The 21,044-nt window shown below is 61.3% G+C and carries 15 protein-coding genes, 2 tRNA genes and 3 pseudogenes; 10 read left to right on the plus strand and 10 right to left on the minus strand.

The annotated features are described in order from the left end of the window. From HLUSI_RS0116465 to HLUSI_RS29085, 5 genes and pseudogenes are all read right to left on the minus strand, one after another. Positions 1-797 (minus strand): aldehyde dehydrogenase family protein (locus HLUSI_RS0116465; protein WP_016835015.1); only part of this gene is annotated, 797 nt, incomplete at its 3' end. Between the two features lie 4 nt (positions 798-801). Beyond that, a complete protein-coding gene (gene moeA / locus HLUSI_RS0116470; RefSeq protein WP_016835016.1) occupies positions 802-2,088 on the minus strand; it encodes a molybdopterin molybdotransferase MoeA in 1,287 nt (428 codons plus the stop codon). Beyond that, positions 2,089-2,718, minus strand: a complete 630-nt coding sequence (mobA, locus tag HLUSI_RS0116475) for a molybdenum cofactor guanylyltransferase MobA (RefSeq protein WP_016835017.1) — start codon at positions 2,716-2,718, stop codon at positions 2,089-2,091. Then, on the minus strand, positions 2,718-3,842 hold the full coding sequence (gene moaA / locus HLUSI_RS0116480) for a GTP 3',8-cyclase MoaA (RefSeq protein ID WP_016835018.1): 1,125 nt from the start codon (positions 3,840-3,842) through the stop codon (positions 2,718-2,720). The genes mobA and moaA overlap by 1 nt, the downstream gene beginning before the upstream one ends. Before the next feature lie 194 nt (positions 3,843-4,036). Continuing rightward, positions 4,037-7,070: pseudogene (locus HLUSI_RS29085) on the minus strand (Rne/Rng family ribonuclease). Positions 7,071-7,754: 684 nt separating this feature from the next. Between HLUSI_RS29085 and HLUSI_RS0116495 the strand changes: the two are divergent. The 6 genes and pseudogenes from HLUSI_RS0116495 to HLUSI_RS0116520 all read left to right on the plus strand — a co-directional run bounded on the left by HLUSI_RS0116495 (position 7,755) and on the right by HLUSI_RS0116520 (position 12,548). Beyond that, the gene (locus HLUSI_RS0116495; protein WP_029363620.1) at positions 7,755-8,786 is read left to right on the plus strand and encodes an RluA family pseudouridine synthase; all 1,032 of its coding nucleotides are present in this window, start codon (positions 7,755-7,757) and stop codon (positions 8,784-8,786) included. 62 nt (positions 8,787-8,848) lie between these two features. Beyond that, positions 8,849-9,500: pseudogene (locus HLUSI_RS29090) on the plus strand (HAD-IA family hydrolase). A gap of 11 nt (positions 9,501-9,511) precedes the next feature. Further along, positions 9,512-9,883, plus strand: coding sequence for a Rieske (2Fe-2S) protein (locus HLUSI_RS0116505; RefSeq protein WP_016835021.1), 372 nt, complete (start codon positions 9,512-9,514; stop codon positions 9,881-9,883). A gap of 79 nt (positions 9,884-9,962) precedes the next feature. Continuing rightward, on the plus strand, positions 9,963-11,045 hold the full coding sequence (locus HLUSI_RS29095; RefSeq protein ID WP_016835022.1) for an HAD-IA family hydrolase: 1,083 nt from the start codon (positions 9,963-9,965) through the stop codon (positions 11,043-11,045). 11 nt (positions 11,046-11,056) lie between these two features. Beyond that, positions 11,057-11,428, plus strand: a complete 372-nt coding sequence (locus tag HLUSI_RS0116515) for a Rieske (2Fe-2S) protein (protein WP_016835021.1) — start codon at positions 11,057-11,059, stop codon at positions 11,426-11,428. Positions 11,429-11,507: 79 nt separating this feature from the next. Next, a complete protein-coding gene (locus tag HLUSI_RS0116520; RefSeq protein WP_016835023.1) occupies positions 11,508-12,548 on the plus strand; it encodes a S49 family peptidase in 1,041 nt (346 codons plus the stop codon). Between the two features lie 75 nt (positions 12,549-12,623). Here HLUSI_RS0116520 and HLUSI_RS0116525 read toward each other — a convergent pair whose 3' ends face one another. Next, positions 12,624-13,376 (minus strand): SAM-dependent methyltransferase, encoded by a 753-nt coding sequence (locus tag HLUSI_RS0116525; protein WP_029363621.1) that lies wholly within the window; start codon positions 13,374-13,376, stop codon positions 12,624-12,626. Between the two features lie 221 nt (positions 13,377-13,597). Here HLUSI_RS0116525 and HLUSI_RS0116530 point away from each other — a divergent pair, with 221 nt between their 5' ends. Continuing rightward, positions 13,598-15,055: a Ppx/GppA phosphatase family protein gene (locus tag HLUSI_RS0116530; RefSeq protein ID WP_016835025.1), complete on the plus strand. Its 1,458-nt coding sequence runs from the start codon at positions 13,598-13,600 to the stop codon at positions 15,053-15,055. A 71-nt stretch (positions 15,056-15,126) separates the two neighbouring features. Here HLUSI_RS0116530 and HLUSI_RS29100 read toward each other — a convergent pair. Together HLUSI_RS29100 and HLUSI_RS29105 are read right to left on the minus strand one after the other, a co-directional pair. Beyond that, positions 15,127-16,720, minus strand: a pseudogene (locus HLUSI_RS29100) (peptide chain release factor 3). A gap of 238 nt (positions 16,721-16,958) precedes the next feature. Further along, positions 16,959-18,422 (minus strand): DUF3300 domain-containing protein, encoded by a 1,464-nt coding sequence (locus tag HLUSI_RS29105; protein ID WP_029363622.1) that lies wholly within the window; start codon positions 18,420-18,422, stop codon positions 16,959-16,961. Between the two features lie 319 nt (positions 18,423-18,741). On the opposite strand from HLUSI_RS29105, the gene HLUSI_RS0116545 reads away from it, so the two are divergent. Next, positions 18,742-18,818 (plus strand) — tRNA-Pro (locus HLUSI_RS0116545). Positions 18,819-18,902: 84 nt separating this feature from the next. Then, positions 18,903-18,979, plus strand: a tRNA-Arg gene (locus tag HLUSI_RS0116550). A 139-nt stretch (positions 18,980-19,118) separates the two neighbouring features. On the opposite strand, the gene HLUSI_RS0116555 is transcribed toward HLUSI_RS0116550, so the two are convergent. Beyond that, on the minus strand, positions 19,119-19,898 hold the full coding sequence (locus tag HLUSI_RS0116555) for an amino acid ABC transporter substrate-binding protein (protein ID WP_238534017.1): 780 nt from the start codon (positions 19,896-19,898) through the stop codon (positions 19,119-19,121). Here HLUSI_RS0116555 and HLUSI_RS34225 point away from each other — a divergent pair. Next, positions 19,897-20,106, plus strand: coding sequence for a hypothetical protein (locus HLUSI_RS34225; protein WP_238534018.1), 210 nt, complete (start codon positions 19,897-19,899; stop codon positions 20,104-20,106). The two genes, HLUSI_RS0116555 and HLUSI_RS34225, sit on opposite strands and share 2 nt — an antisense overlap. Before the next feature lie 125 nt (positions 20,107-20,231). On the opposite strand, the gene HLUSI_RS0116560 is transcribed toward HLUSI_RS34225, so the two are convergent. Further along, on the minus strand, positions 20,232-21,035 hold the full coding sequence (locus tag HLUSI_RS0116560) for a MetQ/NlpA family ABC transporter substrate-binding protein (protein WP_016835028.1): 804 nt from the start codon (positions 21,033-21,035) through the stop codon (positions 20,232-20,234). Between the last annotated feature and the right edge of the window lie 9 nt (positions 21,036-21,044).

Consider the following 21,044-nt stretch of genomic DNA (forward strand, 5'->3'; position numbering starts at 1 on the left):
GCGCGCGCGGCATCCACGAAATCACGTTCACGGCCGTGCGGGAGCAATACGTAATCGGGGGCGATGCAGGTCTGGCCGGCGTTGAGCAACTTGCCGTTCATGATCCGCGCGACGGCATGCTTGAAGTCGGCGTCGGCGGCGATGATGGCCGGCGACTTGCCGCCCAGCTCCAGCGTCACCGGCGTCAATCGCTCGCTGGCGATGCGCATGACCTCGCGGCCGACGGCGGTGGAGCCGGTGAAAATCAGATGGTCGAAGGCAAGGGCGCAGAATTCGCGGGCAAGGTCGACGCCGCCATTGATGACGATGATTTCGTCTTCGGAAAATGATTGCCGGATCAAGCGATCGAACAGCTCGCCGAAGGCCGGCGTGTTTTCCGACAGCTTGATCATCGCCAGGTTGCCGGCGGCTAGCGCGCAGGCCAGCGGACCGATGGTCAGCAGCAGCGGATAATTCCACGGCGTGACGATGCCGACCACGCCGAGCGGCTGCGGCAACAGGCGATTGCCGGCGGGTTTGAACCAGATTGCCGTAGGCCGGGTCTGCGGCTGCATCCAATGCTTGCCGTGGGCCAGAGCGTGATCGATGGCTTGCAGACTGGTGAAGACTTCGAGGAATTGCGTTTCGTGCTGCGAGCGATTGCCGAAGTCGGCGCTGATCGCCGCGGCAATGTCGTCGCGATGGCGCAGCAGCAACTGACGCAGGCGTTGCAATCGGTCCTGGCGTTCTTCCCACGGCGTCGCCGGCTGCGCGCGCGAGCGCAGGTGCAGCCGGCCGAAGCGCGCGCTCAGCGTCATGGCTTCAGATCAGGCCGTCGAACAGCACGACCTGCACCGGATCGCCGGCCGCGACGTCGCCCTGCGCGTCATCGAGCACGATGATGCAGTTGGCGTCTGACATCGAACGCAGGATGCCGGAGCCTTGCGCGCCAGTCAGCTTCACTTTCCATACGCCGTCGCTGTCGGGCGCCAGGATGCCGCGCTGATATTCGGTGCGGCCGGGCTTCTTGCGGATCGCCGACAGCGACGTCGCCTGCAGTCGCGGCAGCGGACTGGCGTCGGCGCCCGACATGCGCAACAAGGCGTCGCGGACGAAGAAATAGAAACTCACCATCACCGCCACCGGATTGCCGGGCAAGCCGAACAGGTAAGCGCCGCGATCCTGCGATGCGATGCGGCCGAAGGCCATCGGCCGGCCCGGGCGCATGCCGATTTTCCAGAACAGCATGTCGCCCAGCTTGGTCATGGTCTGCTTGGTGTAATCGGCCGCGCCGACCGAGACGCCGCCGGAAGTGATGACGGCGTCGGCGTGTTCGCAGGCGCTGCGGAAGGCTGCTTCCATGGCGACCGGATCATCCCTGACCACGCCCATGTCGATGATGTCGCAGCCCAGACGCGTGAGCATGCCGTACAGGGTGTAGCGGTTGGAGTCGTAGACGCAGCCCGGATCGAGCGGCTCGCCTACCGAGCGCAATTCGTCCCCGGTCGAGAAGAAGGCCACGCGCAGGCGACGCTGCACCGGAATCTCTGCCACGCCCAGCGAGGCCAGCAGGCCGATGTCGGAAGGCCGCAGGATGCGCCCGCGCGGCAGCGCCACGCTGCCTAACGCCAGGTCTTCGCCACGCAGACGGCGGTTGTCGCCGGCACGTACGCGGCCGGGTGGCACGGTGACCGCGCTCTGGTCGGCATCCACCGTCAATTCCTGCGGGATGACCGTATCGCATCCTGCGGGCATGGGAGCACCGGTCATGATGCGCACGCATTGACCAGGCCCGACCTGGCCCGTGAAGCGGTCCCCGGCATGGACTTCGCCGATGATCTGCAGACGCAGTTCGCGGCCCTCGGCCAGGTCTTCGCCGCGCAGCGCATAGCCATCCATGGCCGAGTTGTCATGCGCGGGGACATCGATGCGCGAGACGATGTCTTGCGCCAGCACACGCGAGAGAGCGCTGCGGATAGGCAGTTTTTCGACCGCCTCGATGGGGTGGATGAACTCGCGGATCACCGCCTGGGCGCGCTCCACGGTCATGGCGTGCGGGTCATAGCCGCTGATGCAGCTGACGATATCGGAGAGGGAGAGTTGAGTCATTTATTCTGATTCCAGTTGGCGCAGCTCTTGCAGCGTGTTGATGTTGCTGAAGGCGGCTTCGTCGTCGAAGCGGACTTCGGCGGTGCGGATGCCGGCAAACCAGCGGTCCATTTTGCGGCCGTCCTGTTGCAGGTAGCCGGTCAGCGACGGCAGCAGCGTTTTCCTGAGCAGGCAGAATACCGGATGACGCTGAAAATCGGCTTGGTCAATGCGGCCGGTGACGGTGACGGCGATGGCGGCGTCGGCCTGCTGTTCGATCAACGCAGTTGCCAGCCGTGCGACCAAATCTGCCGGCAGCAATGGGGAGTCGCAAGGTGCCGCGGCCAGGTAGTCGGTGGCGCAATGCGTCAGGCCGCTATGCAGGCCCGCCAGCGGGCCGGGGAAGTCGGGCAGGAGGTCGGGCCATACCGGCAGATTGAACGCCGCATAGTCGTTCTGATGACGGTTGGCGTTGATCGCCAGCGTGCCGGTCTGGCCGGCCAGGCGCTCAATCACGTGCGCCGTCAGCGGCTTGCCGCGGAACAACTGCAGGCCCTTGTCGACATGGCCCATGCGGGCGCCGCGTCCGCCTGCCAGTACGAGGCCGGTAATCTGTTCGGGGAGAATTGCAGCGACGACGGCCATGGCCATCAGCCGCCGATGTATGACATTTCGACTTTGCGGACTTGCGGCATCGATGTCGTGGACGAACCTTTTTGTTCGCTGCGCAGTTCGGAATAGCGGTCGCCGCGGGCGCCCCAGATGGCGGCGATGGCGGAGGATATTTCGGCATCGCTGCGCTCTCCGCGCAACAGGCCGCGCAGGTCGTGGCCTTCGCCTGCGAACAGGCACGTGTAGATTTTTCCTTCGGTGGACAGGCGCGCGCGGCTGCAATCCTGGCAGAACGCCTGGGTGACGCTGGAAATGACGCCGATTTCACCACTGCCGTCTTGATAGCGCCAGCGTTGCGCGGTCTCGCCGGTGTAGTTGGCGTCGATCGCTTCGAGCGGAAGTTCGGCATGGATGCGGCGGATCACTTCGCTGGACGGCACCACCTCATCCATGCGCCAGCCGTTCGAGCTGCCGACGTCCATGTATTCGATGAAGCGCAGGGTGAACGGCGTGTCCTTGAAGTGGCGCGCCATCGTCAGAATTTCGTGGTCGTTGACGCCTTTCTTGACCACCATGTTGATCTTGATCGGGCCGAGGCCGACCTTGTGCGCGACATCGAGGCCGTGCAGGATCTGCGAGACCGGGACGTCGACGTCGTTCATGCGCTTGAAGTTGGCGTCGTCCAGCGCGTCCAGCGAGACCGTGACGCGCTTGAGGCCGGCATCCTTCAACGCCTGCGCCTTTTGCGCCAGCAGCGTGCCGTTGGTGGTCAGGGTCAGATCGAGCTCGCGGCCGTCGGGCGTGCGCAGTTCGTGCAGCATGCCGATCAGGCGTTCCAGGTGCTTGCGCAGCAGCGGCTCGCCGCCGGTCAGGCGGATCTTCTCGACGCCGTGGGCGACAAACAGCGTGGCCAGGCGGGTGATTTCTTCAAACGACAGCAGGGAAGAGTGCGGCAGGAAGCTGTAGTCCTTGTCGAACACTTCCTTGGGCATGCAATACACGCAGCGGAAATTGCAGCGGTCGGTGACTGAAATGCGCAGGTCGTGCAACGGGCGCATCAAGGCATCGGCGAGGAAGCCGGACGGCGCTTCCAGCAGCGCAGGCACAGCGGCATGGCTGGCATTGACGCGTTCGTCGATGATCGGAATGATGCGTTTGTTCATACTCGCTACGATAGCATGCGGCGGAGAATTCGGCAGTGTACAGAGCGGCCGGAGCGAGGTGTGTACAGTGCGGACATAGACACTATTTACTTGCCGTTTTGCAATGATGCAGGCGCACATTCCGCCGGCGGCAGACGAGAAAAAAGGGAGTTCTCACTCCCTTTTTTCCTTGCTGCGCGGTGCTTGCTAAGGCATCAACGACGGGTTTCGACCTGGACCAGAGGGTCAGTCGATTGCGGCGGCAATGGCTTGCGTTCACGCGGCACATGCGGAGCAGGCACGATCAGGGCTGCGGCGGCCTGGGCTGCGCGCAGTTTTTCCGGATCGGTGCTGGCCAGGGTCAGACCGGCCGACGACAGCATGTCGTTGAGGTCATTCCATTGCTTGCCGTTGGAGGCTGCCGGAGCAGCAGCGACCGGAGCCGGGGCAGGGGTCCCGCTGGGGCAGGAGCAACAACGACCGGGGCCGCTTCAACCGCTTGCGGTGCTGGTGCAACTACCGGTGCAGCGGGAGCCGGTTCCACGGCTGCCGGAGCAGTCGCTTCAACAGGCGCAACCGGTGCGGCTTCAACCACAGGTTCAGCGGCGGCAGGTGCAGGCGCTTCAACAGGGGCCGCTGCTTCCTGAACAGGCGCCGGAGCAGCTGGGGCAGGTGCAGGTGGAGCTTCGGCAGGCGCTTCAACTACCGGAGCAGCTTGCACTGCGAGCGGAGCTGCAGCAGAGGCAGGAGCTGGAGTCGGAGCCGCAGCCGGTGTTGCAGCAGGAGCCTTTTCGTACCATGGACGCTCGTTGTCGTCGGCAGGCGCAGCGACAGTTGCAGCGGCAACTGGCGCCGACTCTTCGCCATCCGCGCCTTCAGCGGATTCGCCATCGGCATTTTCACCGCCGTTTTCACCCAGCCCCGGTTGCGGCCGCCACGACGACGACGACGGCGTGGTTCGCCTTCTTCGGTTGTGCCTTCGACCTGATTGCCTGCGACCTGTGCGGTTTCAACTCCTTCGACGTCAGTCACTGCGACAGCGGCAACACCGGTTGCCAGAGCGGCTTCCAATGGCAATCCATCTTCCGCTTTCGGCAGGTCCTTGCGCTCTTCGCGTGGTGGACGCGGCGTGCGCGGTTGACGTGGTTCACGTGCTTCGCTGCCTTCGCGCGGTTCACGAGCTTCCTTCGGCTCACGCGGTTCACGGCCTTCGCGCGGCTGGCGTGGTTCACGTGGTTCGCGCGGCTCACGATCGTTGCGGCCTTCTGCGCCTTCACGCGGCTCGCGTGGTTCGCGGGCTTCCTTCGGTTCGCGCGGTGGACGTGGCGGACGTGCCGGCTTGCCTTCGTATTCCTGCTTGCCGGATTCGTCGCGGGCGGTTTTCTCGGGTGCCGCGCCGTCGCGCTCTTCGCGCTCGTTGCGGTTGCGGCCGTTGCGGTTGCGGCCGTTACGGTTGCGGCTGTTGCGGTCGGCGTGGTCGCGTTTTTGCGGGCTCTTGGTTTCGACCGGGGCGACAGCAGGCGTTGCTTCCACCGGCTTGGCGCGGAAGAAGCTCCAGATCTTGTTGAAGAAGCCTGATTCCGGCGCCAGCGTCGGCGGTGGTTCAACCGGCGTCGCGACCTTGCGCTCGACGATAGGCGCAGGCTGGTCAGGGGTGATGCCCTTGACGACGGCTTCCTGGCGCGGCTTGATGTCTTCCTTCTGGCGCTTGCTGTAACCGATGTCGGTTTCGGCTTGTTCGGCCATGGAGTAGCTGGCTTGAGCGTCGTCCAGGCGCGGATCGTCGTGCTTGATGCGCTCGAGCTTGTAGTGCGGGGTTTCCAGATGCTTGTTCGGGATCATGATGACCGTCACGCGGTGGCGTGTTTCGATCTTCAGGATTTCGCCGCGCTTTTCGTTCAGCAGGAAAGCGGCGACGTCGACTGGGGCCTGCACGTGGATGGCGGCGGAATTCTCCTTCATCGCTTCTTCCTGGATGATGCGCAGGACTTGCAATGCGGACGATTCGGTGTCGCGGATGTGGCCGGTGCCGTTGCAGCGCGGGCAGGTCACGTGGCTGCCTTCGGACAGCGACGGACGCAGACGCTGACGCGACAATTCCATCAGGCCGAAACGCGAGATCTTGCCCATCTGGACGCGGGCACGGTCGTGGTGCAGGGCGTCTTTGAGGCGGGATTCGACTTCACGCTGGTTCTTGGCGTTTTCCATGTCGATGAAGTCGATGACGATCAGGCCGCCCAGATCGCGCAAGCGCAATTGGCGGGCCACTTCGTCGGCGGCTTCAAGGTTGGTGTAGAACGCGGTGGTTTCGATGTCGCTGCCGCGGGTGGCGCGCGCCGAGTTGACGTCGACCGAGACCAGCGCTTCGGTGTGATCGATCACGATGGCGCCGCCGGAAGGCAACGGCACGGTGCGCGAGTACGCGGTTTCGATCTGGTGTTCGATCTGGAAGCGCGAGAACAGCGGTACGTCGTCGTGGTAGCGCTTGACGCGGTGGACCATGTCCGGCATCACGTGCGCCATGAACTGCTGGGCTTGTTCGTGGATGTCGTCGGTGTCGATCAGGATTTCGCCGATGTCAGGCTGGAAATAGTCGCGGATCGCGCGGATCACCAGCGAGGATTCCTGATAAATCAGGAAAGCGCCGGAGCCGGACTGGCCGGCGCCTTCGATGGCGCGCCAGAGTTGCATCAGGTAGTTCAGGTCCCATTGCAGTTCGTCGACGTTGCGGCCGATGCCTGCGGTGCGGGCGATGACGGACATGCCGTTGGGCAGGTCCAGCTTGTCCATGGTTTCGCGCAGTTCCTGGCGATCTTCGCCTTCGACCCGGCGCGATACGCCGCCGCCGCGCGGATTGTTCGGCATCAGGACCAGGTAACGGCCGGCCAGGGAGATGAACGAGGTCAGGGCTGCGCCCTTGTTGCCGCGTTCTTCCTTCTCGACCTGGACGATGATTTCCTGGCCTTCGCGCAGGGCTTCCTTGATGGAAGCGTTGCGGACGTCGATGCCTTCCTTGAAATAGGTGCGGGCGACTTCCTTGAATGGCAGGAAGCCGTGGCGCTCTTCGCCGTAATTGACGAAGCAGGCTTCGAGCGAAGGCTCGATGCGGGTGATGACGCCTTTGTAAATGTTGGATTTACGCTGTTCGCGTCCGGTGGCTTCGATATCGATGTCGATCAGCTTTTGACCGTCAACGATGGCTACGCGCAATTCTTCCTGCTGCGTAGCATTGAACAACATACGTTTCATGTTTCACTCCGTGGCACTGAGGCCGCTTTATTGATGCACGATGAATGCATCAAAAGTACAAGGATGTACGCGAGAACGAAGTGATTGGGGGAGGGAATTGCCTTAGTGTGTGGAGCGCGCCAGGGTGGCGGCACTCATGCACAACGGGGCGCGGATGCGGTGAACCGGGAAGCCGAGCAGCTCCGTATCCACGCGCGCCGTTCCGCATGGGGCGGTCACGGCAGCTGTGGACGGTAAGCTATATGTTTGAGCCAAACGAAGCATTATTCTAAAAGTTGGCAAATCGGCGAATCGGGTTCACTTGCATCAACCGGCAAGCACTTCGTTTTTCAACTGAAGGTCTTGCCAGACTTTATCCTGATAATCCAAGCACATCTGTTCAACATCCAAGTGCGTTATCCGATTGCAACTGCGGTGCAAACTGGACTCGCGCAGGGATGATGCGTACACGTTTTTAAGGAACCGTCCAATCGCGCGGAGAAATGTCGCGTCCACAATGTCTTCGTAGGGTGTACGAGGCTTGCCGACAGGACCCTGTCGCCGCATGCTGCGATTTTTAGTGGTTCCCCCCATCAAATTTGCAAATTAGCGAGGCTGATGAAGACGCCTCTGTGTAGAATGGTCTTTTTTATTCTTACACTGACACCGGTTTTCTGACCAGCGTCGAGCGATTATATATTCAAAATGAAGGACTTAGCGAGATTTTCTGGGAAGACGCCTGAAAAGCCTGAATCACCCGCGTCGACCCAATCTGCACCTGCTTCACCGCAAGTCCAGCTGCTCACGATTTCGGAAGAGGAAGCCGGTCAACGCATCGACAATTTCCTCTTGCGCGTCTGCAAAGGCGTGCCCAAAAGCCATATTTACCGTGTCCTGCGTTCCGGCGAAGTACGTGTCAACAAAGGCCGTATCGACCAGACTTATCGTCTGCAAGACGGGGATATCCTGCGCGTGCCGCCGATCCGCATTGCGGAAAAGGCATCTGCTGCGGTGGCCCCGGGCGCGGAATTCAAGATATTGCTCGAGGACAATCATCTGTTGATCATCGACAAGCCGGCCGGCGTGGCCGTGCATGGCGGGTCCGGGGTCAGCTACGGCGTCATCGAGCAATTGCGGGCCTCGCGTCCGGACGCCAAATTCCTGGAGCTGGTGCATCGGCTCGACCGCGACACCTCGGGCGTTTTGTTGCTGGCCAAGAAACGTTCGGCGCTGACCAACCTGCATGAGCAGATCCGCGACGGCCTGACCGACAAGCGCTACCTGACGCTGATCCACGGCGACTGGAAGAACGCCCGCCAGCACATCAAGTTGCCGCTGCACAAGTACAGCACCGCCGAAGGCGAGCGCCGCGTGCGTGTGCAGGAAGACGGCCAGGCCTCGCACACGGTGTTTTCGCTGATCCGGCGCTATGGCGAGTTCGCGCTGCTGGAAGCGGAACTGAAAACCGGCCGTACCCATCAGATACGCGTGCATTTGTCGGCCAGCGGTTTCCCCATCGTGGGCGACGACAAATACGGCGATTTCCCGTTGAACAAGGCGCTGCAGAAGGCCGACGGCGAGCGCGTCGCGTTCAGGCGCATGTTCCTGCATGCGCACCAGATCAGCTTTACGCATCCCGACAGCGGCAAGACGGTAACGCTCAAGGCGGGCTTGCCGCCCGAATGCCAGCGTTTTCTCAAGAGCCTGGAAGGTCTCGATGCCGCAGCGGAGGCCTGATCAGACCTCAAACCGGCTGCGTCGGCCGGCAGACGATTTTTGAATATGTTGAAAAGTGAAACATGGCAAGAAAGCAATTTGACCTGATCGTGTTCGATTGGGATGGCACGCTGATGGACAGCACTTCGACGATCGTACGTTGCATCCAGGCCGCCGCGCGCGACCTGGGCCTGCCGATTCCCGACAAGAGCGCCGCTTCCTACGTGATCGGCCTCGGCCTGCAGGACGCGATGCAGGCGGCGATTCCGGACGTCGATCCGAAATACTATCCGCGCATTGTCGAGCGCTATCGTCACCACTATTTGGGTCAGGACAAAGACCTGAGCCTATTCGACGGCGTGCGCGAAATGCTCGACGACCTCGGCCAGCAAGGCTATTTCCTCGCGGTCGCGACCGGCAAGAGCCGCGTCGGCCTCAACCGCGCGCTCAACAGCACCAAGCTGCTGTCGGCGGTCGCGCTGCGCCGACGAGACATTCTCCAAGCCGCATCCGGCCATGTTGCAGGAGCTTACCCGCGAACTCGGCCAGGAAATGGGCCGTACGCTGATGATCGGCGACACCACCCACGATCTGCAGATGGCGCTTAATGCAGGCGCGGCCGGTGTTGCGGTAGAATTCGGCGCGCATCCGGTGGAACAGTTGCAAGCGCTCAATCCGCTGTATTCCGCCGGCTCCATCAAAGTGCTGCACCAATGGCTCAATGACAACGCTTAGGAAATACGGCTATGGAAGAAGTGGCGATCCAGGTATGCGCCTCGGCTGAAATCGAGGAGGGCGGCAAAGGCCGTCGCTTTGCGGTGTCGGTGCACGGCGATGACGCCACCGGCTTCGTGGTGCGCTACGGCGGCGCCGTCTACGGCTACCTGAACCGCTGCGCACACGTACCGATCGAGCTGGACTGGGCCGAAGGCGAGTTCTTCGAATCCAGCGGCCTGTATCTCATGTGCGCAACACACGGCGCGGTATACGCCCCCGATACCGGAAAATGCGAAGGCGGCCCCTGTACGGGCGCGCGTTTGCGTAAGATCATGGTGTTTGAAAAAGACGGCGCGATTTTCTGGGCGCCCGACGATTATGTAAGGCCCGCGCTGGCATGAGCCATGCGGCAACCCCGGCAATCCCCGCCAGACCCGCAAACATGCGCGGCATCGGCAGGGTGCCGTTCCGAGTGACGATATGAGCAATAACGAATTTGAGAATCCAGCAGCGCAACCGCCCAAACCGGCTGAACCGGTGCCGCCAACTACCGGCACCGCAACGGCGGTAGCCGCGGAAGAAAAGAAGGGCGGCTGGGAGCGCGACGTACTGGAAAAGCTGGCCCTGTTCGCGGTCAAGGAACAGCGGGCGCGTCGTCGCTGGAGCATCTTCTTCAAGATCGCCGGCCTGGCTGTGTTCGTGTTCGTGATCTGGAGCGCCTTCAATTACACCAAATCGGAGTCGGAGCCGGTCGGCACCCATACCGCGCTGGTGGAAATCTCCGGCACCATCGAAGCCGAAGGCCGCGGTTCCGCCGCAGCCGTGATCCCGGCGCTCGACAAAGCGTTCGCTGCCGACGATTCGCTCGGCGTGATCCTCAAGATCAACAGCCCCGGCGGCAGCCCGGTCCAGGCCGGCATGATCAACGATGAAATCGTGCGTTTGCGCAAGGAGTATCCGAAGAAGCCGTTGTACGTCGTGGTCGAGGAAATGTGCGCCTCCGGTGGTTACTACATCGCTGCGGCGGCCGACAAGATCTACGTCAACAAAGCCAGCATCGTCGGCTCCATCGGCGTGCTGATGGACGGTTTCGGTTTCACCGGCCTGATGGACAAGGTCGGCGTCGAGCGTCGTCTGCTGACTGCGGGCGAGAACAAGGGTTTCCTGGATCCGTTCAGCGCCCAGAATCCGAAGCAAAAGGAATACGCCCAGCAGATGCTCAACGAAATCCATCAGCAATTCATCGACGTGGTGCGCAAGGGCCGCGGCCAGCGCCTGAAGGAAACGCCCGAGACCTTCGCCACGCGCTGCGCCGACGAGACATTCTCCAAGCCGCATCCGGCCATGTTGCAGGAGCTTACCCGCGAACTCGGCCAGGAAATGGGCCGTACGCTGATGATCGGCGACACCACCCACGATCTGCAGATGGCGCTTAATGCAGGCGCGGCCGGTGTTGCGGTAGAATTCGGCGCGCATCCGGTGGAACAGTTGCAAGCGCTCAATCCGCTGTATTCCGCCGGCTCCATCAAAGTGCTGCACCAATGGCTCAATGACAACGCTTAGGAAATACGGCTATGGAAGAAGTGGCGATCCAGGTATGCGCCTCGGCTGAAATCGAGGAGGGCGGCAAAGGCCGTCGCTTTGCGGTGTCGGTGCACGGCGATGACGCCACCGGCTTCGTGGTGCGCTACGGCGGCGCCGTCTACGGCTACCTGAACCGCTGCGCACACGTACCGATCGAGCTGGACTGGGCCGAAGGCGAGTTCTTCGAATCCAGCGGCCTGTATCTCATGTGCGCAACACACGGCGCGGTATACGCCCCCGATACCGGAAAATGCGAAGGCGGCCCCTGTACGGGCGCGCGTTTGCGTAAGATCATGGTGTTTGAAAAAGACGGCGCGATTTTCTGGGCGCCCGACGATTATGTAAGGCCCGCGCTGGCATGAGCCATGCGGCAACCCCGGCAATCCCCGCCAGACCCGCAAACATGCGCGGCATCGGCAGGGTGCCGTTCCGAGTGACGATATGAGCAATAACGAATTTGAGAATCCAGCAGCGCAACCGCCCAAACCGGCTGAACCGGTGCCGCCAACTACCGGCACCGCAACGGCGGTAGCCGCGGAAGAAAAGAAGGGCGGCTGGGAGCGCGACGTACTGGAAAAGCTGGCCCTGTTCGCGGTCAAGGAACAGCGGGCGCGTCGTCGCTGGAGCATCTTCTTCAAGATCGCCGGCCTGGCTGTGTTCGTGTTCGTGATCTGGAGCGCCTTCAATTACACCAAATCGGAGTCGGAGCCGGTCGGCACCCATACCGCGCTGGTGGAAATCTCCGGCACCATCGAAGCCGAAGGCCGCGGTTCCGCCGCAGCCGTGATCCCGGCGCTCGACAAAGCGTTCGCTGCCGACGATTCGCTCGGCGTGATCCTCAAGATCAACAGCCCCGGCGGCAGCCCGGTCCAGGCCGGCATGATCAACGATGAAATCGTGCGTTTGCGCAAGGAGTATCCGAAGAAGCCGTTGTACGTCGTGGTCGAGGAAATGTGCGCCTCCGGTGGTTACTACATCGCTGCGGCGGCCGACAAGATCTACGTCAACAAAGCCAGCATCGTCGGCTCCATCGGCGTGCTGATGGACGGTTTCGGTTTCACCGGCCTGATGGACAAGGTCGGCGTCGAGCGTCGTCTGCTGACTGCGGGCGAGAACAAGGGTTTCCTGGATCCGTTCAGCGCCCAGAATCCGAAGCAAAAGGAATACGCCCAGCAGATGCTCAACGAAATCCATCAGCAATTCATCGACGTGGTGCGCAAGGGCCGCGGCCAGCGCCTGAAGGAAACGCCCGAGACCTTCTCCGGACTGTTCTGGACCGGCTCCAAGGCGGTTGAGATGGGCCTGGCCGATGGTTTCGGCACCGTCGACAGCGTGGCGCGCGACGTGATCAAGGCGGAAGACCTGGTTGACTACACCCAGACCGAAGGCTTGCCCGAGCGCGTGCTCAAGAAGTTCGGCGTGGCGGTCGGCAGCGGCGTCGCCAAGTCGATGGTGGGCAGCAACGGATTGCAACTGCGCTGATTCTGCAGTTCACGTAAAACAGCCGGCGGAGATGATCGCATCTGCGCCGGCTGTTTTTTATTTCAGCACGAAGTTTTATTCGGCCAGCAACAGGAACACCGTCGGCTTCTTGTGAAAATCCGGCGTCTTGCCGGCGCCAAGTTCACTCTTCCATTTGGCGGCGGTCTGCGTGCGGATCGCCTCGGTCGCCAACGTCAGATCGGTAGCCACGCTGATCAGGGTAGTGCCGTTGCAGGCAGCGGCCAGGGCTTCCAGCATGGCGCCGTTGCGGTAAGGCGTTTCGATCAGCAGTTGCGTCTGCTTTTCCTGGCGCGAGCGGTCTTCCAGCTGCTTGATGCGTTTGGCGCGTTGTGCGGCGTCAGTTGGCAGGTAGCCGTTGAAGGCGAAGCTCTGGCCGTTGAGGCCGCTGCTCATGACCGCCAGCAGCAGCGACGACGGTCCCACCAGCGGGCGCACCTGGATGCCGTGCTGATGCGCCAGGCGCACCAGGTTGGCGCCGGGGTCGGCCACTGCAGGCACGCCGGCTTCCGAGATCAGGCCGCCGTCGCGACCGGCCAGCAAGGGCGCGAGCAGCGCCGGCAGGGCGGCTGCCGGGGTGTTGACGTTGAGCTCGGCGATGCGGATTTCCTGCAAGGGTTTGGCCAGCGGATGATGCACATTGACCAGCTTCAGGAAGGCGCGCGTAGTCTTGGCGTTTTCCGCGATGAAATAGTCGAGGCGCGCAGCCAGCGCCTGCACCTCGGCCGGCAGGATGGAGGCAAGCATATTGCTGTCCGCCGTGTCGGCGGGGCCCAGCGTATTGGGCACAAGATAAAGAATACCGGGCATGTCTAAGTCGTTAAAATATGGGCTGGCGCTATTAGACCTGATTTCACCGTTGCCTGCGAGCTTTCGCGGGCCTTGCGGGGCGATTACCGGGCGATTGGCGGGCAAGTCTTATGCGGTTGTCATGAAACTGTCATGCTAGGTAACTATTGTGTCGGTTCGGCAGAAGCAGAAATTGGCTAAATAATTTCCGTACAGCCTCAACACCCTCCGAAAGGGAATGAATGTTTGCAGCAGTAGATCTTGGTTCCAACAGCTTTCGCCTGCATATCGGCAAGCATGAAGGCGACGCCATTCGTGTCGTCAAAAGCGCGCGCGATCCGATTCGCCTGGCGGCCGGTCTGGACAAGAACGGCAAGCTGACGCCGCAGGCAATTGTCGGCGCGGTCGAGTCGCTGGCCCGCTTCCGCACCATCCTGCGGGACTACCAGCTCGACGCCGTGCGCGTGGTCGCGACCAATACCTTGCGCGTCGCCAAGAATGCGCACGAATTCCTGCCTGACGCCGAACGCGCGATCGGCTATCCGGTGGAAATCATTTCCGGCGAAGAAGAGGGCCGCCTGATCTACATGGGCGTCGCCGGAGCGCTGGCCTTGCCCGACGAAGACCGCCTGGTGATCGATATCGGCGGCGGTTCGACTGAGGTCATCCTCGGCCATGGCAGCGATGTGCGCCGGGTCGAATCCTTCGGCATCGGCACGGTCAACCAGAGCCAGGCTTTTTTCGGCGACGGCTATATCAATGAAGCCGCGTTCGAGCGCGCCATTCTGTCGGCGCGTTCGCATGTGGAAGACGCCGTGGTGCCGTTCGGCGCCCAGCATCGCAGCAAGGTGTACGGCTCGTCCGGCACCATGCGCGCGATCGCCGACACGATCGCCAGGAACGGCATGGGCGACGGGCGCATCACGCCTGAGAGCGTGGAAGAACTGAAGCAGCGCCTGATCGCTTTCGGCCACGTCGATCATATCGAACTGGCCGGCATGAAGCCTGACCGCGCCGCCGTCATCATGGGCGGCCTGGCGGTGCTGATCGGCCTGATGCAGGAGCTCAATATCTCGGTCATCTCCCCGGTGGAAGCCGGGCTGCGCATGGGCGTGATGTGGGATCTGCAATTGCGCGCCACGCAGCGCGACCGCCGCGAGCAATCGGTGGACGACTTCAGCCGACGCTTCCATATCGACGAGTTGCGCGCGCGCCAGGTGGCCGAGACCGCGCTCGGTTTCTTCCAGATGCTCAAGCCCGGCAACGAAGCCTATGCCAAATACCTGAACTGGAGCGCCTTGCTGCACGAAGCCGGCCTGATCGTGTCGCAGAGCAGCTATCACAAGCATTCGTCCTACCTCATCGCCAACGCCGATCTGCCGGGCTTCACTACACGCGAGCAGCGCGTGATGAGCACGCTGATCCTTGGCCAGAAGGGCAACCTGCGCAAGATCGGCGAAGTGGTGTCCGATCCTGATTTCGCCAAGGCGGTGCTGGCGCTTCGACTGGCGGTGATGTTCATGCACGCGCACATCACGCTCGATCTTGACGACGTTCGCCTCAAAATGAAGAGCCGCATCGATATTGAAATCAAGCGCGACTGGCTGCGCGATCACCCAACCGTGTCCTACTGGATGCAGAAGGAACAGGAGTGGTGGAGCGGCATCGGCATTGATTTCTCCATCCGCGTGAATGCCTGAAGCAGGCCCGCCCGCATCGCATAAAAAAATCCCCGCACCTGGCGGGGATTTTTTATTGATACAGCAGAGGTTCAGTCAAGCTTGGCGGCATGCTCGCGCGTGGCGTGGAAGGTGACTTCCGGCCAACGCTCCTGGGTCAGGCGCAGGTTCACGCCCGAGGTCGCCAGATAGGCCAGGTTGCCGGCCGCATCGTGCGCCAGGTTGAAACCGGCGGACGATTTTTCAAAATCGGCCAGCTTCTTCTTGTCGTCGCAGGTAACCCAGCGCGCGCTGCTGATGCTGGCGCACGCCGACCGCGCCGAGGATCAGGTCGCTGTTGTTGGTCGGCTTGAAGACCTGCACCGCGCCTTCTTCACCAAGCTGTTGCAAGCCCTTGTGCAACTGCTTGATCTTGAGCGGATTGCGGATGCGCGCGACGCGGAAGAAGTCCGGCGCGAAGTAGGGGATGCCGGTGAACTGCAGCAGTTCGCCTTCCGAGAAGCTGTCGCCGATCTGCATGTTGCCGTGGTTGGGCAGGCCGATGATGTCGCCGGCGTAGGCTTCTTCCACTTGCTCGCGGCTGGATGCCATGAAGGTGACGACCGACGACACCTTGATCTCGCGATTCAGACGCAGGTGCTTGAGCTTCATGCCGCGTTCGAAGCGTCCCGAGCACACGCGCAGGAAGGCGATGCGGTCGCGGTGCGCCGGGTCCATGTTGGCCTGGATCTTGAAAACGAAACCGGAGAACGGCGCTTCCTTCGGTTCCACGCTGCGTACGGTGGCGTCGCGGCTGCCTGGCGCCGGGGCCCAGTCGAGCAGGGCGTTGAGGATTTCACGCACGCCGAAGTTGTTGATGGCGGAACCGAAGAACACCGGCGTCTGGATGCCGGCCAGGAACTCGTCCAGATTGAACGGATGCGACGCGCCGTGCACCAGCTCGACTTCCATCTTGAGCTGTTCGATCTCCAGCGGGAACATCTCGACCAGCTTGGGATTGTCGATGCCCTTGATGATTTCGACGTTGCCGTCGGCGCGTTCTTCACCGGCCTTGAACAGCATGATCTCGTCGCGCAGCAGGTGATACACGCCGCGGAAATTCTTACCCATGCCGATCGGCCAGGTCACCGGCGCGCACTGGATCTTGAGCACCGATTCGAGCTCGTCGAGCAGTTCCAGCGGGTCGCGCGTTTCACGATCCATCTTGTTCATGAACGTGATGATCGGCGTGTTGCGCATGCGGCAGACGTTGAGCAGCTTGATGGTCTGTTCTTCCACGCCCTTGGCGGCGTCGATCACCATCAGCGCCGAGTCGACCGCGGTCAGCACGCGATAGGTGTCTTCCGAGAAGTCCTGGTGGCCCGGGGTGTCGAGCAGGTTGACCACGTGGTCGCGGTATTCGAATTGCATGACCGAACTGGCTACCGAGATGCCGCGCTGCTTTTCGATTTCCATCCAGTCGGAGGTGGCGTGGCGACCGCTCTTGCGGGCCTTCACGGTGCCGGCCAGCTGGATCGCGCCCGAGAACAGCAGCAGTTTTTCGGTCAGCGTGGTTTTACCCGCATCGGGGTGGGAAATGATGCCGAAGGTGCGGCGGCGCGCAACTTCGCGCGCGATCAGTTCAAGCGGAGCCTTGCTGGTCGAGCCGGAGTCGTCGTTCGCGGAATCGGGAGTAGTGTCTTGCATCGTGAGTCGGTAGGTCGAAGGCGTTGAAAGCGGTGAGCGTCCTGTACGACAGGCGGCCGGTGTGCGGCGCTGCCTTCGTTCATGGGAATGTGACGGAAATAGAAAAAGGGCTGGAAGATCCAACCCTTTTTGTTTCCCGGCGCTCTAGGCGCCTGGTCACGTCTCGGAAGCCGCGATTATAGCGTATTCGCGGGCATTCTCCGCGTTCCGGCTACGGGGCGCGGGTTTCAGGCAGGCACTATTTCCTGTCGGGCCGATCAGGACGATCAGGGCGGTCGGGCCGTTCCTCGCGTTGCTGAGGCCGTGGTTCGGGACGCTGGGCTTGTTCGTGACGTTCCTGCGGCGGTGGCGCGGCATGGGCGGCGGGCGCCGGGCGCGTCTGCACGTGCGGCTCGGGACGCGGAATGGCCTGGGCCGGCGGTGGCGGCGCGCGATGCGCTGCCTGTGGTTCCGGGCGGTGTTCTGGGCGCGGTGCGTTGTCAGGCCGCCCGGCACGTTCGGGGCGTTCAGTGCGTTCCGGGCGATTCTGATGCGCCGCGGACGGTGGAGGTGCAGCAGGTGCAGGACGAGTCTGCGGCGCTTGCTGAGGCGCCTGCAATTGCGGCGCCGGGGCCGGAGTTGGTCGTTGTGCAGCCGGAGCATTGTTCGGCGCCATCAGATTCGCCTGTGCCGGACGGTTCTGTTCGCGACGGTTATCCCTGTCATCACGATCGTTGCGATCATGGTCGCCGCGATGGTCGCGTTCAGCCTGACCGGGGCGCTGGTCCGGACGTGGAGCCTGGTTTGGCGGAGTAGCAGGAGGAGCGACGGCGGTATTCGGCGCCAGATTGGGACGCGAGACATTGCCCACATCCGGGCGGCGATCGTCACGACCGTTGCGCGAGTTGTGCTGCCAGACAACGGGCTTGTTGTTGACGACGACATTTCTGGTCACGTTATTGGTGACGTTGACATTGTTGATGCGCACGTTGTTGACCAGCACGTGGTGCTGGCGCCAGTCGGGGCGCGCGTCGCTGTAGACCGACCGCACGATGCCGGTGCCGGCGCCGAAGGAAATGCCGATCGAGACGTTATAGCTGGGCGGACGATAGCGCGGCGGCGGCGCCCAATAGACCGGCGGGCGCTGCGGCCACCACCAGCCGCCGTACACCACGGTTGGGTTGTAATAAGGCACGTAGATCACTTGGGGATTGACCGGCTCGATCACGATGATCTGTTCCTGCTGGACGATGCGCTGCTGATTGCTGGACTGCAGGTTGCCGGCGATCTGGGCCTTCACGCGCAGATTCTGCACGGTGTCCATCACATTGGCCTGCTGCGACAGGAAAGCATCGCCGAGGCGCTGTGTCCAATCCAGCTTGTCGTTCATCATCGCCAGCACGGACGGGAATTGCGCCAGCGATTTCACGCTGGGATCCCAGGGCATCGGCGCGATCGAACGCGCCAGCGCATCGCCTTGCAGACCCGGCCGGCTGTCGACAAAGCGTGCCGCCTGCACCACTTCCAGCGGATAGGTTGCGGCCATCAGCACTTGCGCCAGCAGCGAATCGGGATACAGCGCGACCGGCGCCAGCATCTGGTCCAGTTCTTCCTGCGAGAAAACGGCAGGAGGACGGTTCATGTCTTGTGCTGAAACAGTGGATATGCCTGACGCCAGCGAAAAAAGGGCGGAGGCGATCCAGGCGAGGGTTTTCTTGTTCACGGCGATTCTCCTTTGGATTCGGCGTGCGCGGGATATGGGATATATATCGAAGCGATCGAAAAATATTGAAAACAATATATGTCATTGCCGCTTGCGCGCATGTGTTCTTATCTTCGATCAGGGAATCGCAACAAGGTGTAACCAAACTGCAAGGGATGTTTCAGCTTCCGACTCCGGCGCCAAAGCGTGCAGCACGATTGCGTCGAACGCGCGAAACATGAAATTTCGCGTTCGCTCATAGGGGGAAATTTAAAAATATTGAAGAAAATGTGAAGAAGGTGTTGACCGAACCCCCATGTCGGGATATTATCTCGCTTCTCGGAGTGTAGCGCAGCCCGGTAGCGCACCTGGTTTGGGACCAGGGGGTCCAAGGTTCGAATCCTTGTACTCCGACCACACATGAACGGGCTGTCGAAAGACAGCCCGTTTTCATTTCCGAAGATGATTTCAAGCACAGCGGTTTCTGCTTGATTCACCGATCTGCCCTTAGCTCAACCGGATAGAGCAATGGCCTTCTAAGCCATAGGTTAGGGGTTCGATTCCCTTAGGGCAGGCCACTTCTCTGCACCGCTCTTTTCTCTTCCTGCATCATTCTTTTTTACCTTGCCATTTTTTGTGTCCGTAGCGTTCATTGCGCGTTGGCGCGGCGACACAAGCTGAGTCGGCAAGCTCAATCTGCGATCTCAATTGGTGATCTCAATTGGTGATCTTGTCCGTCGGATAGCGTAGCGAATCGCGCAGGATATAACTCATCGGCATGTCCAGTGAACGTTTGTCCGGGCCGATCGCCTGCATGAACCATCGGTTGTAGAGACGATATATTTCTCCGCTGTTGGCGAGCCTGGCCATTTGCCGGTCGACCATTTTCTTGAACTCGGGATCGTCGTTGCGCATCATGATGGCGTAGGGTTCCACCGATAGCGGCGTGCCGACGATAATGAATTTTTCGGGGTCGACCGCGTTTTCGCGCGCACCGTACAGCAATATCTCATCCATGATGAAGGCGTCGGCCATGCCGTGCTCCAGCATCGAAAAACATTCCCTGTCGTTTTCCAGTTCAAGCACCGTCAGATCAAGGTAGCGGATATTGCTGCGCTTGTTGATGACGTCGATCATTGCAGTGGCGCGTGTCGTCACCAGGCGTTTATTGCGCAGGTCGCTCCAGTTCTTGATGGAGGAGCCGGCCTTCACCAGCATGCGCACGCTGGTGAAGAAATGCGGGATGGTAAAGGCGACTTTCTTGCGGCGTTCTGCGTTGTTGGTGCTGACGCTGCATTCGAGATCGGCACGGTTGTCGAGCAGGGCGCTGAAGCGGGATGATGCGTTGACGGGCAGGTACTGGATCTTGAGGTCGGGCATGCGCAGTTCCTGGCGAATGCCCTGGATAATCTTGCGGCACAGTTCGATGGTATAGCCGCTGACTTCTCCGTCGGGCTCGATCACTACAAACGGCGACAGGTTGTCCACGCTGCCCATGAAAGACAGTACGATGGTTTTGGTCTCGCGGATTTTCTTGGTGGTGTCGTATGCGGAAGCGGTTGATGCAATCGCGCCGGACAGGAGGACGAGAAGAAAGAAAAGAATGAATAATCGGATGCTGCGCAATCGGATGGCGGACGCGGGGGATAAGAGCAAAGGGGAATCATTCATGTGGGGGCGTCTTTCCTGCAACAACACCGGCTGATCTTATGATGCATGTCGGCAAGATTCAAGCGCAGAAGTCCCGCGATACTCGTCAAGATTGAAAAGACACAGATCAATCAAAATATTTTGCCGGGCTTTTTCGTGGAGCGTTGAAAATCATTCAAATCAGAACGCCGGCACCACGGCGCCTTTGTATTTCTCTTCGATGAACTTCTTCACGGCAGGCGAGTTGAGGGCTGCAGCCAGCTTTTTGATGGCGGGGCTGTCCTTGTTGTCCTGGCGTGCGACCAGCAGATTCGCGTAAGGCGAGTTGGCGTCTTCGATGAACAGCGAATCCTTGACCGGATTGAGCCTGGCTTCGATTGCATAGTTGGTGTTGATCAGCGCGACGTCCACCTGGTTCAGCACGCGCGGCAGCGTCGCTGCTTCGAGCTCGCGGAATTTCAGTTTCTTCGGATTGTCGGTGATGTCCTTTTGCGTGGCCGAGATGTTGCTGGCGTCTTTCAGCTTGATCAGGCCGTTGCGGGCCAGCAGCAGCAGGGCGCGACCGGAATTGGACGGATCGTTGGGGATCGCGATGGTGGCGCCGTCCGGGATGTCGGCGGTCTTCTTGTATTTTTGCGAATAGGCGGCGAACGGTTCGACGTGGACCTTGGTCACCGGCACTTCGATGTCGTTCTTGTGGCTCTTCTTGAATTCGTCGAGGTAAGGCTGATGCAGGAAGAAGTTGCCGTCGACTTGCTTCTCATTGGTCTGCGCCGCAGGTTGCACGTAGTCCGTGAATACCTTTACCTGCAGGTCGACGCCTTCCTTGGCCAGCGTCGGCTTGAGGAATTCGAGGATTTCGGCGTGCGGTACCGGCGTGGCGGCGATGACCAGTTTGTCGGCGGCTTGCGCCACGGCGGCGAACAAGGTCAGGGAGGCGGCGAGCAGAAGGGACAATTTGCGGGACGTGAATTTTCGCGACATGGATAACTC

The sequence above is a fragment of the Herbaspirillum lusitanum P6-12 genome (assembly GCF_000256565.1).
Lineage (GTDB): Bacteria > Pseudomonadota > Gammaproteobacteria > Burkholderiales > Burkholderiaceae_D > Herbaspirillum > Herbaspirillum lusitanum.

Bases quoted from the DNA above. Each gene is read 5' to 3' on its own strand.
- moeA (WP_016835016.1), bottom strand. From the start codon at position 2,088: ATGACTCAACTCTCCCTCTCCGATATCGTCAGCTGCATCAGCGGCTAT.
- mobA (WP_016835017.1), bottom strand. From the start codon at position 2,718: ATGGCCATGGCCGTCGTCGCTGCAATTCTCCCCGAACAGATTACCGGC.
- moaA (WP_016835018.1), bottom strand. From the start codon at position 3,842: ATGAACAAACGCATCATTCCGATCATCGACGAACGCGTCAATGCCAGC.
- HLUSI_RS0116495 (WP_029363620.1), top strand. From the start codon at position 7,755: ATGAAGGACTTAGCGAGATTTTCTGGGAAGACGCCTGAAAAGCCTGAA.
- HLUSI_RS0116505 (WP_016835021.1), top strand. From the start codon at position 9,512: ATGGAAGAAGTGGCGATCCAGGTATGCGCCTCGGCTGAAATCGAGGAG.
- HLUSI_RS29095 (WP_016835022.1), top strand. From the start codon at position 9,963: ATGAGCAATAACGAATTTGAGAATCCAGCAGCGCAACCGCCCAAACCG.
- HLUSI_RS0116515 (WP_016835021.1), top strand. From the start codon at position 11,057: ATGGAAGAAGTGGCGATCCAGGTATGCGCCTCGGCTGAAATCGAGGAG.
- HLUSI_RS0116520 (WP_016835023.1), top strand. From the start codon at position 11,508: ATGAGCAATAACGAATTTGAGAATCCAGCAGCGCAACCGCCCAAACCG.
- HLUSI_RS0116525 (WP_029363621.1), bottom strand. From the start codon at position 13,376: ATGCCCGGTATTCTTTATCTTGTGCCCAATACGCTGGGCCCCGCCGAC.
- HLUSI_RS0116530 (WP_016835025.1), top strand. From the start codon at position 13,598: ATGTTTGCAGCAGTAGATCTTGGTTCCAACAGCTTTCGCCTGCATATC.
- HLUSI_RS34225 (WP_238534018.1), top strand. From the start codon at position 19,897: ATGAAAGACAGTACGATGGTTTTGGTCTCGCGGATTTTCTTGGTGGTG.
- HLUSI_RS0116555 (WP_238534017.1), bottom strand. From the start codon at position 19,898: ATGGGCAGCGTGGACAACCTGTCGCCGTTTGTAGTGATCGAGCCCGAC.
- HLUSI_RS0116560 (WP_016835028.1), bottom strand. From the start codon at position 21,035: ATGTCGCGAAAATTCACGTCCCGCAAATTGTCCCTTCTGCTCGCCGCC.